The sequence below is a fragment of the Deinococcus yavapaiensis KR-236 genome (genome assembly GCF_003217515.1).
GTDB classification, from domain to species: domain Bacteria; phylum Deinococcota; class Deinococci; order Deinococcales; family Deinococcaceae; genus Deinococcus_A; species Deinococcus_A yavapaiensis.
Genome location: NZ_QJSX01000013.1, coordinates 27,892 through 43,463 on the forward strand (window position 1 = coordinate 27,892; position 15,572 = coordinate 43,463).

The 15,572-nt window shown below is 65.3% G+C and carries 12 protein-coding genes and 1 pseudogene; 9 read left to right on the plus strand and 4 right to left on the minus strand.

Annotated elements, in window-relative coordinates; translation table 11 throughout:
* Positions 1 to 272 precede the first annotated feature (272 nt).
* From DES52_RS15520 to DES52_RS15530, 3 genes are read left to right on the plus strand one after another with little or no spacing between them, the layout of a single operon-like run.
* A complete protein-coding gene (locus tag DES52_RS15520; RefSeq protein ID WP_170131087.1) occupies positions 273 to 1,883 on the plus strand; it encodes a vWA domain-containing protein in 1,611 nt (536 codons plus the stop codon).
* 8 nt (positions 1,884 to 1,891) lie between these two features.
* A complete protein-coding gene (locus tag DES52_RS15525; RefSeq protein ID WP_110887750.1) occupies positions 1,892 to 4,645 on the plus strand; it encodes a tubulin-like doman-containing protein in 2,754 nt (917 codons plus the stop codon).
* Positions 4,646 to 6,718 (plus strand): hypothetical protein, encoded by a 2,073-nt coding sequence (locus DES52_RS15530; protein ID WP_110887751.1) that lies wholly within the window; start codon positions 4,646 to 4,648, stop codon positions 6,716 to 6,718.
* A 104-nt stretch (positions 6,719 to 6,822) separates the two neighbouring features.
* Here DES52_RS15530 and DES52_RS15535 read toward each other — a convergent pair.
* Positions 6,823 to 7,937: pseudogene (locus DES52_RS15535) on the minus strand (IS3 family transposase).
* Between the two features lie 177 nt (positions 7,938 to 8,114).
* Here DES52_RS15535 and DES52_RS15540 point away from each other — a divergent pair.
* Together DES52_RS15540 and DES52_RS15545 are read left to right on the plus strand one after the other, a co-directional pair.
* Positions 8,115 to 9,758 (plus strand): sigma factor-like helix-turn-helix DNA-binding protein, encoded by a 1,644-nt coding sequence (locus DES52_RS15540; RefSeq protein WP_211317940.1) that lies wholly within the window; start codon positions 8,115 to 8,117, stop codon positions 9,756 to 9,758.
* A gap of 79 nt (positions 9,759 to 9,837) precedes the next feature.
* Positions 9,838 to 10,299, plus strand: coding sequence for a hypothetical protein (locus DES52_RS15545; RefSeq protein WP_110887752.1), 462 nt, complete (start codon positions 9,838 to 9,840; stop codon positions 10,297 to 10,299).
* Positions 10,300 to 10,589: 290 nt separating this feature from the next.
* On the opposite strand, the gene DES52_RS15550 is transcribed toward DES52_RS15545, so the two are convergent.
* Positions 10,590 to 11,471 (minus strand): hypothetical protein, encoded by an 882-nt coding sequence (locus DES52_RS15550; protein WP_110887753.1) that lies wholly within the window; start codon positions 11,469 to 11,471, stop codon positions 10,590 to 10,592.
* Between the two features lie 231 nt (positions 11,472 to 11,702).
* Between DES52_RS15550 and DES52_RS15555 the strand changes: the two genes are divergently transcribed.
* Positions 11,703 to 11,999, plus strand: a complete 297-nt coding sequence (locus DES52_RS15555; RefSeq protein WP_110887754.1) for a helix-turn-helix domain-containing protein — start codon at positions 11,703 to 11,705, stop codon at positions 11,997 to 11,999.
* 230 nt (positions 12,000 to 12,229) lie between these two features.
* The gene (locus tag DES52_RS15560; protein WP_425451131.1) at positions 12,230 to 12,907 is read left to right on the plus strand and encodes an IS5 family transposase; all 678 of its coding nucleotides are present in this window, start codon (positions 12,230 to 12,232) and stop codon (positions 12,905 to 12,907) included.
* Between the two features lie 130 nt (positions 12,908 to 13,037).
* Here the strand turns inward: DES52_RS15560 and DES52_RS15565 are convergent, their stop codons facing one another.
* Positions 13,038 to 13,343, minus strand: a complete 306-nt coding sequence (locus tag DES52_RS15565; protein ID WP_110887755.1) for a hypothetical protein — start codon at positions 13,341 to 13,343, stop codon at positions 13,038 to 13,040.
* Between the two features lie 300 nt (positions 13,344 to 13,643).
* Between DES52_RS15565 and DES52_RS15570 the strand changes: the two genes are divergently transcribed.
* Entirely contained in the window at positions 13,644 to 14,294 is a 651-nt protein-coding gene (locus DES52_RS15570) for a metallophosphoesterase family protein (protein WP_110887756.1), read from the plus strand.
* Between the two features lie 138 nt (positions 14,295 to 14,432).
* Here DES52_RS15570 and DES52_RS15575 read toward each other — a convergent pair whose 3' ends face one another.
* Positions 14,433 to 14,711: a helix-turn-helix domain-containing protein gene (locus DES52_RS15575; protein ID WP_110887757.1), complete on the minus strand. Its 279-nt coding sequence runs from the start codon at positions 14,709 to 14,711 to the stop codon at positions 14,433 to 14,435.
* Between the two features lie 181 nt (positions 14,712 to 14,892).
* Between DES52_RS15575 and DES52_RS15580 the strand changes: the two genes are divergently transcribed.
* Positions 14,893 to 15,552 (plus strand): ankyrin repeat domain-containing protein, encoded by a 660-nt coding sequence (locus DES52_RS15580; protein ID WP_110887758.1) that lies wholly within the window; start codon positions 14,893 to 14,895, stop codon positions 15,550 to 15,552.
* Positions 15,553 to 15,572: the final 20 nt, after the last annotated feature.

Here is a 15,572-nt window from a genome sequence, read left to right on the forward strand (position 1 = left end):
TTGAAGGGTCGTTTCTCAAGCGTGGCGGACCCGCGGCGTGGAATTCACGTGCGTTTCGTGCATCGTCGATGTCGCCGTGAGGTGCGGGTCCGGCGGGAAGCGTCGACGCGGCGTCACTACTTGACGTCGTGTCGACGCATCTTGGGGGTGGGTTCGATGTGGTCGTTCGCTTGCGGTGAAGGCGTCTTCGCGCGTGTCGAGTGCGTTGACGGTGTTGTTCGCGTGGGCATTTGTCAGAACGCTGCGAGACCCTTGATCTTATGATGAGGAGAATGAAGAAACGCCACTTCGTCGCCTTCACGCTTTTGATGAGCTCGGCGGCGGCCGCTTGTGGTGGGGCGCTCACCGCCGAACCACCGCCCACCTCGTCTCGTTTCGTCTTCCTCATCGACACGTCGGCCAGCATGCTCGGCGCGAACGAGTCGCCTGTGATCTTCCCACGCGTCAAGCAAGAACTGAAACGCTTTCTCGCGACGGCGCCCGCGAACACGGAAGTGCAACTCGCCACCTTCGACGCGGGTCTCACATTCACACGCTCATTTCGTTTGCCCGAGCAGCGGCAGCAGTTCGCGGGGTACGTCGACCGCTTGGACGCCCACGGTCGCCGCACGTTCATCTACCGTTCGCTGCAGACGCTGCTCGATCAACTGCCCGCCCGTGACGACGTCGCCACGACCTTGTTCCTGCTGACCGACGGCCACGACAACGACAGCGCGTCCTCCGCGCGCTTGCAGCAAGTGCTGCGATCCTACGCGCTACGCCGCGGCGCGTACGACTGGCTGTACTACGTGACGCTTGGTTTGCAAACGCCGCCCGACGTGGCAAGCCAATTGCAGCGCGTGCCGCGCACGCGCACGCTCAGCGCCGCGCCCGGGCAACTGCCGAGCTTCAGCGTCGTGCGCGTGCAACCCGCTCAACTCGACTTGGGCAACGTGAAACTCCACCCGAATCCGACGCGCACTGTGGCGTTGCGAACGCAAGGACGCACGGTGCCGTTGAGCGTACGCGTCGAATCGCCCACCCTCGAACGGCACGGCGCGTTCGTGCAAGCCACGCTGCGACCAGGTGCAACCGCGCGCCTGCACTTTCAATTGCGCAACACTGAGAACTTACCGGACGGCACGTACACGGCGAAGTTATGCTTCACCGCGCCGGAAGGTGCGATCGTGCAACCCGACGCCGTCGCGTTGAACCTCGCGTACCACCCGGCGGCCACGTACACGCTCACGTCGACCGCCACGGCCGTCACCGACCTTCCCCGCGGCGGCCGCACCCGCGTCACGTTCGACGTCAGCGGCAACTCGTGGGTGTCAACGCCCCTCACGGTGCGCTTGGCGGACGTGCCCGAAGGCTTGACTGGCACCGTGAACGGACGGCGTGAAGCGCTCGTCGAACTTGGCGAGCAGCTGACGGTGGAGTTGCGCAACGACCACCTTCCCCCGGGCGAGCACGTCAACGTTCGCCTTGCCGTGAGCGGACCACTTGACGCGGCCGTCCAGCCCGTCGCGCCGATCATCGTGCGGCAACCGTTGACGTGGTGGGAACGCTGGTGGTGGGCGGCGCTCGCCGCGATGATCGTTCTCAGCGCGTTGCTCACCCGCGGGTGGATCGCGCGTCGCCCGTGGGCGTACGCGCTGCTCGGCGACCGCCGACTGCCGCTTCGCGGTGAGCAAGCGACCCTCGACGCGCTCGGCGCTCACGTGCGCGGCGTGAAAGTGTCGCGTCGCGCCAACAGCGTCCGCGTGCGGCACCTGCCTGACGCCGTGCAACTCCTCGATGAAGGCTTCGACGTGAGCGCCGGCGAATCCATCGCCTTCGACACTTCCATTCAAGTGCTGCGTGACGGCGCCCACGCAGGCGACCTCACCTTCCGGCGTCCTTGAGGAGCATTATGAACCTGCCCGTTCACCATTTGAAACGCACCGTCCTGATCGGCTTGGGCGGCACCGGCAAAGAAGCGTTGCTGCACGCCAAACGCAAGTACATCGAGACCTTCGGGGAAATGCCGCCCCTCGTGTCCTTCTTGGTCATCGACACCACGAACGACAACGCCAGCAGCGTCCCCGCGCGCCGCCCGGATGGCGTCGTGGAAGACGTGAAACTCAACGCCAACGAGTTGGTGCACATCGTCGCGCGCGGCGCGAGCCAACTCCCGAAAGTCAACGACGAAGTGCGCGAGTGGTGGCCGCACAAAGCCTCCTTGAAGTCCAACATCATGTCCGGCGCGGGGCAAGTGCGTGCCCTTGGACGCCTCGCGTTGTTCGCCAACGCCAAAACCGTGTACGAAACGCTGCGCAACCTCCTCGCGGACGCGCGTGACTACAGCAAAGTGCGCACGCCCGCCGACGCGACCGCTATTTACGAGTCGCTCGGGCCGAACTTGACGGTGTGCGTCGCCGGCTCTATCGCCGGTGGCACCGGCTCAGGCACCTTCATCGACGTGGCGCTCATCTTGCGTGACCTGCTCAAAGACGAAGATCAATTGTTCGGGTACCTGGTGCTGCCCGACATCTTCACGCCCAATCCCGGCACGCAAAACGTCGAAGCCAACGCGTACGGCGCGCTTAAAGAACTCGATTACTTGATGAGTCGAGACGACAGTTGGGCGTACACCTTCGGCGGTCGACGCATCGAAGTGCACAAGAAACCGTTCGACATGACTTTCCTCGTGAATCGGCAAAATCGTGCGGGCAAGACGTTCAACGACAAGGAAAACCTCAGCGAGTTGATCGGCATCGGCATGTTCCTCGCGGGCGGACCGCTTGGCAAAGAACAAGCGGACATCTTCGACAACATCGTCGTGCAACTCACCGAAGGGCAAGGGCGTTTTTACGGCAAGACCGCGCACTACGCCAGTTTCGGCGCGGCCGAACTGCAGTTCGAAACGTCGAACCTTGATGTCGCGCGCACCCGCGAAGTGCTCGCGGAAGCGGCCGCGTGGCTGCAAACCCCGCAACGCCCGTGGTCGTGCGACACGCTCGCGTTGCAAACCCTGGACGCGGACGCCGCGCCGGACGTGCCGTTCCAAGCGGCGCCGCTGGACGACGCGCACAAAGAACAAGCCGCGTGGGCCGCTTGGCAAACGCAACTGGACGGCGTCGCGGCGCGCACGCAAGAACTGCAAGTTCGAGCGTGGCAACCGCAAGTCGAGCAGTGGACGCGTCAACTTGAAGAGCGGCTGCGCGCGGCGTTCAAGCAAGGCCACAGTTTCACCGACTTGCGCGTCGGCCTCGAACAACACGCGGCCGAGCTTGGCAAGCACCTGCACGCGTTGGAAGCGGCGCGGGACAAAACGCACGCGGAGTACACGGAACTCAAAGAGCGGTACACCACCCAAATTCGCGCGAACGTGCCTACGCGCACGAGCGGCTTTTTGAACTTGGGCGGTCGGTCGTCCGCAGCCGAGCCGGTCTTGACGCGCAAAGCCCTCGCGAGCGCGCGTGATCACGCGCAACGCGTCGGCATGAGCGTCGCGCGCGTGCACACGGTCGAGCGGTACCTCGCGCGCGTGCGCACGCACCTCACCGAGTTCGGGCAAGCGAGCGCGCGCGTCGCGCAGTGGTTCGCGGAACGCACCGGACAAACCCGCTTCGCGGCGCGCGCGTCCGCGTTGCCGCCCCGACCGTTCACGTTGACGTTGCCACCCGCGCACTTGCCGAGCGACCCGAGTCTCGTGACGGTGCGTGACACGCCCGCCGTGGCGCGGGTGCGCGGCATTGGCTTGGACGAACTGCTCACCGATGGGTACGCGCGCGCCCTCGCCACCGCCTTCGAGGAACGCGCGACGAGCACCTTGCGCGATTGGCTCGCGAACGCCGTCGCGCAAAACCCGATGGATCCGCTGCGGCGCGAAGTGGACCGGACGTTTCGTGAACTCGACGAGATCAGCGCGCCGTGCTGGGATTACCAAGACGCGTGGGTGTCCAACCCGGCCGTCGGGCACCTCGAGCAACTCAACATTCTCGGCGTGGCGGACAAACGCGACGAGCACGACCCGGTGCTCAGCCCGGTCGTGCAAGACGTCTTCGCGGGGCACTTGCACAAATTCCAATTGGTGTCCACCGGGGATCCGAACCGCGTGATCTTGTACAAGGTGGAAGCCGCGATTCCCGCGTTCGCGTTGGCGAACGCGCACGTGTACCGCGAGAAGTACGCGCGTCTCAGCGGCAACGCCAGTTACCACATTCACCGCGCGTGGGAGTCGCTGCCGGACCTCACGCCGCTGCCACACGTTGACGAAGCGCGTGAATTGTGGACGCGCGCGCGCGTTCTCGGGCACGTCAAAGTCGCCGTTGACACGGGCGCGTACCAATACCAATCGGATCGTGACGGCACGCTGCGCTGGTACCCGCTGCACCGCAGCGTCACCGCATCGTTCGACGAGTTGTGCCGCAACTTCTTCTTGTACAAGGAAATGGAGAAGTTCGTGGAACTCGAATGGTCGAAGTGGAGCGCGGATCAACAAGCGAAGAACCTCGAGAAGTTCTTGGCGTTGAGTTGGAACCTCGCGAATGACGCGGAACGCCCGGACGAAGAACGTGAATTCTTCCAAGCGCAAGCGTCGTGCACCGCCACCATGCTCGAACGCGTCCTTTCAAGCCGTTCGCATCGCATTCTCGACGACTTCACCGCACTGTTGGAGTGAATGATGCGTTTGCACCCGACCATCGTCGTCGCGTTTGAAGGCACGCCGCACCGATTGCTGCCATCGTTGGAGTGCGCGTGGCAAGAACGCGAAGGGCTGCTGCGCGAAAGCTTGGAAGTCACGCGTTCGCCTGAAGCGTTGACGCGCGCGCTGCGCGCGCTGCTGTCGCAAGAGCGGTTGCTGTCGCTGCGACGGCGAGGGCACGTCGTCGACCGAGCGGTGACCCTCGTGTGGCTCGCCGACGCGCACGACGAACACCTCATGTCGCACGTCAACCGCTTGCCCACGACGCTCGAGCAAGCGGACTGGGCCGGCTTGGAAGTGCGACTGCACGTGCTGCTGCTGCTGCCGGACGTCGCGGCCAGTACACCCGAACAGTGGACGCACGCCAAAGCGAACGTGTCGCGCCTCGAAGCGAGCGAAACGGCCGTGCCTGTCACGCGCGTGTGGCCGTTGTCGCTGCGTAACCAAGCGGACTTGTACTTGCAACACCCTGAGGACCTCGCGCCACTCGCGCAGCACTTCGTGGAGTTGTGCGTGCTCAGCGACGTGCCGCTCGGCCGCGTCACGCCGAACGGGCGCGACTGGGCCGCCTTGGGCATGTGCGCCCTGCACGCACACAGCGCGCCAGAAAGCGAATTGATCACGCGGCTGTGGTCGTCGTTGTGGCCACCGTCGAACGACGCGCTGCCCAGCGTCGCGTTGCCGCCCGACGTGCCCGACGCGACGTTGCCAGCGCCGGACGCGTCCGACGACGACGCGCACGCCGAACGCGCGTGGCGAGACGCGCTCACCACGGCCTTGCGGGCGCCACGTCAATTCGTGGACGAGCACCTCGCTCGGTACGACGAGCCGCTCCCGTGGGAGTACGGTCGAATCGCGTTGCAGCAAAGCCCCGCGCGACTGGCGGACATGGCGGCGCGTTTGGACCACGCGCTGGACGTGACCGCGCGGCAAGTGGACGCGGTCGTCGACGAGTGCGACCGCGCGGGCGGCGTGGAAGGCCACCGTGCGCGCTTGCGTCGCCTGCTCGCGCGGCAACGGCGAGGTCGCGCGGTGGACGACGCGACCGTGACGCGCCTCACCGCGCTGCTCGCCGACGTTGACAGCGCGCTCGCGTCGCACGACGCCACGTGGTTCGTGACGCACGACGACACGGCGCGTCGCGCACGCACGCAACTCACCGTCTTGGAGGAACGCCGCGCCGCCCTCCTCGCAAACCTCGCCGCCCTCGGACCGTCCACGCCCGAACCGCAAGGCTGCTTGGCGTTCTTGCTGCGTCCATTCACGAGGCGGCAACGACGCGCGCGTGCCGAACGCGAACGGCAACGCGACGCGCTGCAACGCTGTTTGCGGGCGTTACGCCGCGAACGGCACGAGCACTTCGGGAGCGTCGCGCGCGCCACGTGGCAGTGGGAACGGACGTTGCTGCGCTACCGCGTGCGCCTCGCGCACCTAGAAGCGTTGCAGCACGAACGCGCCCGCCTCACCGAAACGCAACGCGCGTTGCGACGCGCGACCGAACGGCCGCTCTCACCGCCCGCGCCGCACCCGTTGCGACTGCACGTAACGACTCCGGACGCGGTGCCGACCGTGGAGGTCGCCGCGGCAGCCGAGGCGCTACGACACCATGGCCTCGTGGAGTTGCTGTGGGACGGTGACGTCGACGACGTGCACGCGCGCCTCGCGCACACTGCCGCCGACTTGCGGCGCGCGCACCACGTGAACGTCACGGCGTTCACGGAGGACGTGTGGGCGGCGGCGCAACTCGCGGCCGCGCCGCGTGTCGCCGCGCACGACCGCCCAGGGCAGCAAGTCACGTTCGCGGTGCTCGGCAACGCCGCGCCTCCCCCACTGCCCGGACCGGCGTGGACGTCACCCACGTGGTTCGCGGGTGAAGTGCTGCTGCTGCAAGTGCTTGAACCGCTCGGTCCTGACCAACTGCTCGGCTTGAACGGCGGCGCGTCGCCGTCCACGACCGCAGAACCAAACGACGTTCCACCTCCCGCGCCGCCTTCACCGCCGAGTGAAGGCGCTTCATCGCTGATTCAAACGTTGCTCGCGACACGATGACGACCGTGCCGCACGGCCGTTCGTTGCGCACGTCCTTCCCAGTGCGGCGGTCACGGTGTTTCGCGTGCTGAGGTTCACCCCGTCGTCGGTCCACCTCGAATGCGTCACAGTACCTCAGCCCGCCAACTGGCGGGCAAATTCATGAGGAGCAAGGTTGCCCAGCGAGCTGTGCGGCCGAATGTCGTTGTAATCCTGCCGCCACACGGACAAGCTCAACCGCGCTTGCGGCAAGCTCAAAAACCAGTGCGTGTTCAAGAACTCGTCTCGCATCCGCCCATTGAAACTCTCAATGTAGGCGTTCTGCATCGGCTTGCCCGGCTCGATGAATTCCTGTTTGATGACGTGCTCGAAGGCCCACGAGTCAAGCGCTTTGCCCGTGAACTCCGGCCCGTTATCGCTCAGCAACACCTTCGGCTTGCCCCGCTCCTTCACGGCCTCACTCAGCAGGCGCACGACGACCGCGCCGGGAATCGAGGTTGCCGCATAACTCAACACGCACTCTCTCGTGCAGTCGTCGACGACGTTCAGCACGCGAAAGCGCTGCCCGCTGGCGAGTTGGTCGGTCACGAAATCCTGCTCCACCGCTCATTGCGATTGCCCGGCGGCGGGGTGAGCACACGCCCCCCAGCGGCCCCCTTTCTTCGGGTCTTTTTGCGGACGGCCAGGCCGAGCGAGCGGTAGACCCGGTAGACCCGCTTGTGGTTGACGACCTCGCCGTCGCGGCGCAGCAGGACGTGCAGGCGTCGGTAGCCGAATCGAGGTCGATCGACGGCCAGCTGCTTGAGCTTGTTTTCCAGCGCCGCGTCGTCTTTTTGGCTTTCGTAGCGCTGCGTCGAGCGGTGGAAGCCAAGCATCTTGCACGCACGACGTAAGCTCACCCCGAACTGGTCGCGCACGAACTTCACCACGCGCTTTTTGACGGGTGTTTGGGCGTGCGGCGTGGCGTCGGGGTCTACCACTTTTTTCCGACGACCTCCTTGAGAATGCTGTTGTCGAGGGCGAGGTCCGCGACGAGCTTCTTCAGGCGTCGGTTTTCTTCTTCGAGGGCTTTGAGCCGCTTGGCGTCGTCGTGCGTCATGCCGCCGTACTTGGCTTGCCAGCGCTGAATGCTCGTTCGCGCGACGCCAACTTCACGGGCGACCTGCTCGATCGTCTGTCCGGCTTCGACCTTGGCGAGGATGTCGAGGATTTCTTTCTCGGTGTACTGCTTGCGTTTCATGCCCTCTCCTTCTGGACCATCGTGTCCTATTCGGAGTGGGCCGACAAACCGGGTTCACGTCAAACCTCAGACGGCGCAGCGCTCGTCACGCGGGTGTGGTCGTGGGAAGCTCGGTGGGCATGTGCGCTTGTACGGACGGGCGGGCAGTGAAAGACTACCGTTTGGAAGCGAGGTTACATGACTCACTTGAACGACACGCCTTCGTGGAACGCGACCGGCGAGGAGCGCGTTTCGACGCGTGCACCGCGCGCCGTGGCGGACGGCAGCACGCACTTCGGGAACACCCCGTTGGATTTGATGACGCGTTTACGCGTAGCGAGCGGGAACGACACGCTCGACGAGCAAGGTGCGCGGCGTGTGATCGCGCAACTCGGACTGCAGCAGCGCGAAGCGCTTCTCGCGGAACTTGAGGAGCGTGATCGTGATGACACGGCGCGCGTGTTGAACGTGGCGCGTGAGCACGTCCCGAACATCATTTACAGTGGCGTGCGTCGCGCGGCGGCGTTACTGCGCGGTGACACGGTGAGTGTCCGCGCGCAACCGCACCTTGGCATTCTAGGTAAGATGCGTCGCGCGCTCAGCGAACCGGACCTTGACGAGGTGAGCGCCGTGGAGTTCGCGCGTGAACTGGGCGGCGCGGGCGGGGCAGTGCTCGTCGCTCGTCTCGAAGGGTTCAGCATCGTCGAGGTGGCCGCGCGGGACGGCACGACGGCCACGAGCGTCAACAAGCTCGAGCAGCGGGCGCTGGCGGAACTCGCCGAGCGCTTGGGTGAGCGAAGCGTGACGAGCTCGTCGTGCGAACGCATGGTGTCACTTGAAGCGTGGTGGCCGAACCGCACGACGAGCTTGGGCATGGCGCGCCGCTTGGCGCAAGATTACCGCATCAGCGGCCTTCAGCACGTGGTGGGCGTGAACGGCGGCATTCACATGACGATCGTGCCGGAAGACGCACGGGTGCTGGCGACGTTCGAAGCGACGCCGCCCGTGCCGAGCGCGTACGTGACGCTTGAAGTGTGGGCGGATGCGCGTGGCGTGAGTTACAAGATGGCGACGGACTTGGCGGCGGAAGGACGCTTGCGGTCGATCGTGCGGGCGCGCGCACGTCTGGCCGTGCACCGCGACGAGCCGTTGCCGGACGCGGTGGCGCGCACGTTGAGCGCGGCGGATCTGGCGCGTGTCGCGCGGCAACTCGGGCGTGACGCGATCACCGCCGAGGAGATTCGCGTGTTGGTGCACGCGCATCAAGATCGATTGCGTGAACGTGACGTGCAGATTTTGCAGTGGCGCTTCGATGAACGCGGACCGGCGACCCTCGAGGAGATCGGGCAGGTGTTGGGGTTGACGCGTGAACGCGTGCGGCAACTCGAAGCGAAAGCGTTGCAGCGCCTCGCGAGCTTGCCTGCGCCCGTGACGTCTGACGGGCGTCCGCTGACGCCGAGCACGCGGGACCTGGTGGACAAGCCGATGCCGCCGCCGCCGCTTGCCGACTTGCCGTACGGAGAGCCTGACGACGAGCTTGACGGTGAGGCGAACGGTGAGCCGGACGATGCTTCAGCGCACGGGGAGGACGTGCCGCGCGGGCGGGAGTACCTTGATCATGACGCGCTCGCGCGGTTGCTGCGCACGTCGAGGGAAACGGCGGGCATTGCGTTGGAGGACGTCGCTGATTGGACAGGCGTGAATGTGTTCGATCTCACCGCGTGGGAAGTGGGCGCGGCGTCACCGGACGTCGCGTCGATCGTGTTGCTGGCGGAGTTGTACGGCGTGAGCACCCTCGCGTTGCTTGCGCGGGTCATCCGCCCTGCCGAGGCAGGACGGTGAACGGCATGATCGACGCTTCAGCGGATCTTGTCGTGGATGACGGCACGTTTGAAGGGGTGGTTCGAGTGGACGTGCGGCCGTGAAGTTTGAACGCGTCGCGCTTCCGTACGCGATCGCCGCGATTCAAAGTACGTCAGGCGCGTGGACGGCGCGTGTACATGACAATGACGGCATCGCGTGGCTGGCGCTGGAAGATGAACACCGCGGCTTGACCGTGCCCATCTCGCCCAGCGTGGGGCGCTTTTCGCCAGGTGAGCGTGGTGACGCATCGTTCGCGTGGGAGATTCTCGCGCGCGTCAAAGGCGCGTTGCGTGACGTGGACGAAGACGACACGTACGGCGGCTTCAGGCGGCTCGGTCTGCTTGACGCGTCCGGCGATTTCGATCACGTGCCCGAGCGGGATGACGCGTGGTGGGACGCGTTGACGCGCGCGGCGTTCGACGTACCCTTGGACGCGGCGTTCACGCCGGTGGTGGTGGTGAGCGTCGCGCGTGCGCCCGAGGAGCCGAGCGTGACGTGGCGCGCGTGGGCAGCGCAGTGAGATCGTGCACGTGCGGTACCGCGATGGGGTGTTTCGCGTGAACGTCGACGCGCGTGACGTGTTGTGCCGCGCGATTGGCGGGCGGTACGCGTCGACGATGAGTGACGCGCGCATGCGGGCCGAAGCGCGTGGCGCGCTTGACTTTTCCCGGTGGCGCCCGTGACGCGCGTGCGAGGTTCGATGACGTCGCCGATTGAACGGCGTTCGTGCACCGCGTCACTGCGCGAAAAGTTGCGCGGCCGTTCGACGTCCAGCACAGCCTTTTCAAACACCCTCTAGCGGCGAAGTGCTCAATCGTCATAAATGACTTCGACGCGGCCATCGTCATACACGCGGCACAACACGCTGACCACTTCGTCTGTGTAGGCGTTCTTGAGCTTTGGACGCCACCACCACATGTGCCCGTTGCCCCACGTCGTGTTGCGGATGCGGCGGTCCATGAGCTCTACGTAGCTGCCTTGCTCGATGACTTCGTTCCAACGTTCCAGGCCGAAGTCTTTCGCCACGCGCGTCATGCACATCTGTTGGGCTTGGAAGCTGTCGTACGGCCCTTCTTCGGCGCGGCGTTGCGCTACCCTCGCTGCGTCGTCACGCGCTCGTAGCTGTTCGAGGGCGCGTGCTTCGGCTTCGCGCTTCGCGGCTTCTTGACGCTCGCGTTCTTGACGTTGCCCTTCCTCGCGGCGCTCGCGTTCTTGGCGCTGCACCTCCTCGCGTTGCCGCTGCTGCTTGACTTGGGCGCACGCTTCAGCAGCGAGTTGCTCGGCCATCGCTTGCTCCGCTGCCCGCTTTGCCTCGGCGGCTTCGCGTTCGGCGTGGGCGACAGCTTCACGGCGAGCCAACGCGGCTCGTTCGAGGCGGCGTGCTTCGAGTTCGCGCGCCTCCGCTTGCCGTTGAGCGGCGACGGCGAAGGGCGTGCAGGCGGCGACGAGCACGAAGCCCACCGCGAAGGTGAGCTGTTGAGCGCAGCGAGGTGTCACGCCGCGTCCGACTTGCACGCGTCGCACGAGGGCGCGGAGCGGCGAACCGAGGACCGAGATGTGAAGGAGTACCGCGCCGAGCATGAACACGATCAGCGGCGCGCTCCAGTGCCACGTCATCATCCACGCGATCACGGCGAGCCAAGTGGCGTACACGGCGGCGAGGATGGCCAGGGCAGCAGGCGACAGCTTCACGCGGTCCTCCGCGCAAGGTGGGGGTGTTCGGTCTTGCTCGGCGGGAAGGCAGGTGTGGAGGCCGCGAGGGCGAAACGGCTGAGGTGAACGACGAGGGTGAGGTTGGGCATGGCTTCTCCGTGAAGGCGAGCATGACGCTCGCTCACAACATTCGAACGCTCGCTAGTCTTGTAGTAAGTAGACTTGCCACTGCAAGTCGCGTCTTCGTGAGCGCCCTGAAAGCCTGAAGGGATGCCAAGCCGAGGCGACACCCCCTCCCCCTCTGCCGACGACCACGCGGTGATGCAGCACGTCGGCGCGCGCATCCTCGCGTTGCGGCACGCGCTGAGCCTGAACCAAGACGAGTTCGCGCATCGGGCCGGAATGCACCGCAGTTACGTGACGCAAGTCGAGAACGGGCGCAAAGACCTGCGAATTACGACCTTGCAGCGCGTCGCCGTGGCGTTCGGCTTGCAGTTGCACGAACTGCTCGACCCGAGCTTCGTGTTCGATGCCGATGAGCTGCACGCCAAACGCGACGACGCGTGACGAGCGAGCAGCGAAGCAAATTGTGTATATCGCGATTTGGGCATGGTGAGCTTGGCGTGGAACTTGCCATGGAAGGGCTGCGCGGAGTACCAAAAAGCGAAGGTCAGCGACGTTCGAGCGCGCGCTTTATCTGGGCACCACGGTGCTTGTGGCACCAAATGGCACCGAATGGCACCCAAAACATGAATCGGTCTCAAAACTCGTTCAATGGGTAGCGTCATGCTGGAGGTGTGGAACTGACCGAAGCGCAATGGAAGATCATTGAACCGCTCTTCCCACCACCCAAGCCCACCGGCCGACCACGCCACGACGACCGCATGGTGCTTGAGGGCGTGCCGTGGGTCGTGCGAACTGGAGCGCGTTGGAAGGACCTCCCGACGCGCCTTCCTGCGTACCAGACGTGTCACTGCCGCTTCCAAGCGTGGGTGCGCTCAGGAATGCTCGACCGCCTCCTGCAAGCGTTTTACGAGGACCTCGTCGAGCGCGGACACGTCAACCTGGCCGAGTGGCTCATCGACGGATCCTTCGTGCCCGCCAAAGGGGGGGCGATCGTATCGATGACGGTGCCCGAGGCAAGGGCTGCAAGATCATGGCAATCGCGGACGGCGCTGGTCAACACGAACGCTCTGCACCTCGCCGTTGCTGCACCGCATGAAGTTACCTTGGTCCACGACACTCTTGATCCTGCCTTCGGCCTCGATCATCCCGCTCGACTGATCGGTGACACAGCGTACGACAGTGACGTGCTCGACGAGCAGCTGGCGGCCGAGGGCATCGAGATGATCGCGAGGAACCGCAAGAACCGGACCAAGACGCAGGATGGACGACCCTTACGTCGCGCGAAGCGACGCTTCCTGGTCGAGCGGTTGTTCGCCCCGAGCGACAGCGAGGGGAAGCTCCCATCGTGAAGCTGGAGGAACATCGGCTCACTCGCGTTCGCCGCTTGGTTGCAGCGGTTCCGGCGAGTGGTTGTGCGATATGAACGCTTGGCCGACAACTACCTCGGCATGGTTCAGCTCGCCGCTATGGTCATCCTGCTCAGGCAGTTTTGAGACCGGTTCGAAGCCGCCAGGGCTCCAACGTCGCGAGTTCAGCGTCGTCGAGCACGACCGTCACCGGCACGGTCGTCTTCGATGCGGCCGTGCGGGGAACGTCACGCTCGATGACCGTGATCAGCGGTTGCACCACCAGCCGCAATTCCCGCGCGAGCAGCGGCGTGGGCACGTCGGGCAGGTCGTACTGCCAAGCGAGCGCGCTCGTCGGCATGACGAGATCGACGGACAAGGCGTCGCGAAGGGTCGGGGCGCAAGCGTGTAACACGTCGCGCAACGATTGGTCGTTCATGATTCGAGCCTACACGGGGGGTCCTTGATGACTTTTCGTCGCGAACCCATCGCGCCACCGAAACTCATCGCCTCGTCGTTCTTCCCCGAACATCGAATGAACGCGCGGCTGACACGACGCGATGACAGCAGCGCTCCTTGTGCGGCGGCGTTGCCCGTTTCATAGCGGGCAACGCGACTCATCAGCAGACTTGACTGCGCATCACGACGCGGGTGCGATTGCGAGGCACGCTGCTGTCGTCCAGGGCCACCGTCGGGCAAATGCCGCTCGGCACGCTCATGAGACGCCTTATAACGAGGTGTGCGCTTCGTGCTTCTGTCCGACACCCACGGTTGTCACCGTGACGTTCGCGTGCCCGACGGGGACGTGCTCGTGCACGCGGGCGACGCGACGCACGCCGGTTCGCGCGAGGAACTCGAGGACTTCCTCGCTTGGTTCGCGTCGATCGGGAACTTCGAGGCGCGCGTGCTCGTCGCGGGAAATCACGACGTGCTGTTCGAACGTGACCCGATACTCGCGCGGTCGCTGCTGCCCAGGAACGTCACGTACTTGGAAGACGCCGGCGTGACCGTGCGCGGCGTGCGCGTGTGGGGTTCGCCGATCACGCCGGTCTTCGAAGAGTGGGCGTTCATACGCGCACCAAGGGAAATCGACGCGCATTGGCGGCGCATTCCGAGGGACGTGGACGTGCTCGTCACGCACGGCCCGCCGTTGGGCGTGCTCGACCGCCTCGCGGACGACTCCGCGAACGTCGGCTGTCCGAGCTTGCTCGCGCGCGTGAACGAGGTGCGGCCGCGCTTACACGTGCACGGGCACATTCACGCGCGGTACGGACAGCTCATGCGAGGCGCGACCCTGCACGTCAACCCCGCGGTTTGCGATGACGGGTACGCCGCAGCGCACGCGCCGATCGTCGTGAACCTTGAAGCGCGCATGATCGCCGCGCGATGACCGAGGCAACTCCCGTCGAGTTGCCTTGAACCGCGTTGACTCCACGGCCGGCCGCCGTTGCGGTGAAGCGCGTGTAGATCTCGGCGCGCGTTCGCCGAGCGCCCTTCAACAAACCGTTCCATGAAGTGCGGCGCGCCGCTACGAATCGGAGGCTGCCTGCAAGTAAGCGCGTAAAGCGTCGGCGGGAACCAAGTACCGCCGCCCCACGCGCACGGCGCGAAGCGCGCCCGTGCCGACAAGGCGGTACGCGGAGTTGCGGCTCACGCCGAGCACCTCCGCCGCTTCTAAGATCGAGTACGATAGTTTCCCGGACGGCGCTTCGGACGGAGAAGGCAAACGGCTGCTTAAGTGCGCTTGCAGTTCTTCGCGAATGACGCGGCGAAGAAGGTCTTCCAACGCAGCTTCGAAAGTGCTCATGCTTTGAGTTGTCGCAAAATCGGCGGTTGAACGCAACTTATGACGCGTGCGGCCAGAAGGGTGCTCGACGCGTTTCACCGCGCGAACGCTTCGCTTCGTGAGCGCCAGCTGCCGAGCGGGAGACGTTCACCTCGTGTGCGTTTGGTGTCGACCATGGAGCGGCGCGCGGGTATCGTTCGGCATGACACGCGAATGGTTCGGTGTGACGAACGCGGCGAGTGTTCCCAGTGACGTGGCATGGCAACTGCACGCGTTGCTCGATCATGCGAAAGCCGGGCGGTGGTCGTCGATGCTGCAACTGCTGGAGCAGCGTCCGCAGTGGGTGAACGCCACGAGGTTGGGCGGCGCGTCAGGATTCACGCCGCTGCATCAAGCGGCGTACTTGGGCGCGAGCGTCGACGTGGTCGAGCGGTTGCTGACGCTCGGTGCGTTCAAGTCGTTGCGCAGCGCGCAGCGACAACGACCCGTGGACGTCGCTCGGCAGCGCGGTCACCATCACTTGACGGCGTTGCTCGAACCGCCGACGCACCTCGTGTCTCCTTCGTTTCTGCAGGACGTCGAGGAGCTCGTGCACACCGTGATCTTGGGTCGCGCGGCCGCGTTGGTGCAGCAGCATGGCGTGCGGTTGCCGCCGTTGGACGTTTTGCTGGAGTTGCAGCCGTCGGAGCTTTGGGTGCCGATTCCAGGGATGTACGGCGGTTTTCACGTGCGCTTGGCCGTCATCGCGGACGAACCGATCGTGGTGATAGACAGTTGGGTGCGCGTGGTGGGCGGCTCTCAAGAACGGCGGCTCGTGTCACGCGCGGGCGTCGCCGTTCTGCACTTGAGCGATCCTGTTTGAAATCGACGCTCCGCGCGCAA

Excerpts from the sequence above, each read along its gene's own strand:
- DES52_RS15540 (WP_211317940.1), top strand. The coding sequence starts at position 8,115 with ATGACTCACTTGAACGACACGCCTTCGTGGAACGCGACCGGCGAGGAG.
- DES52_RS15565 (WP_110887755.1), bottom strand. The coding sequence starts at position 13,343 with ATGAACGACCAATCGTTGCGCGACGTGTTACACGCTTGCGCCCCGACC.
- DES52_RS15530 (WP_110887751.1), top strand. The coding sequence starts at position 4,646 with ATGATGCGTTTGCACCCGACCATCGTCGTCGCGTTTGAAGGCACGCCG.
- DES52_RS15575 (WP_110887757.1), bottom strand. The coding sequence starts at position 14,711 with ATGAGCACTTTCGAAGCTGCGTTGGAAGACCTTCTTCGCCGCGTCATT.
- DES52_RS15555 (WP_110887754.1), top strand. The coding sequence starts at position 11,703 with ATGCCAAGCCGAGGCGACACCCCCTCCCCCTCTGCCGACGACCACGCG.
- DES52_RS15525 (WP_110887750.1), top strand. The coding sequence starts at position 1,892 with ATGAACCTGCCCGTTCACCATTTGAAACGCACCGTCCTGATCGGCTTG.
- DES52_RS15520 (WP_170131087.1), top strand. The coding sequence starts at position 273 with ATGAAGAAACGCCACTTCGTCGCCTTCACGCTTTTGATGAGCTCGGCG.
- DES52_RS15580 (WP_110887758.1), top strand. The coding sequence starts at position 14,893 with ATGACACGCGAATGGTTCGGTGTGACGAACGCGGCGAGTGTTCCCAGT.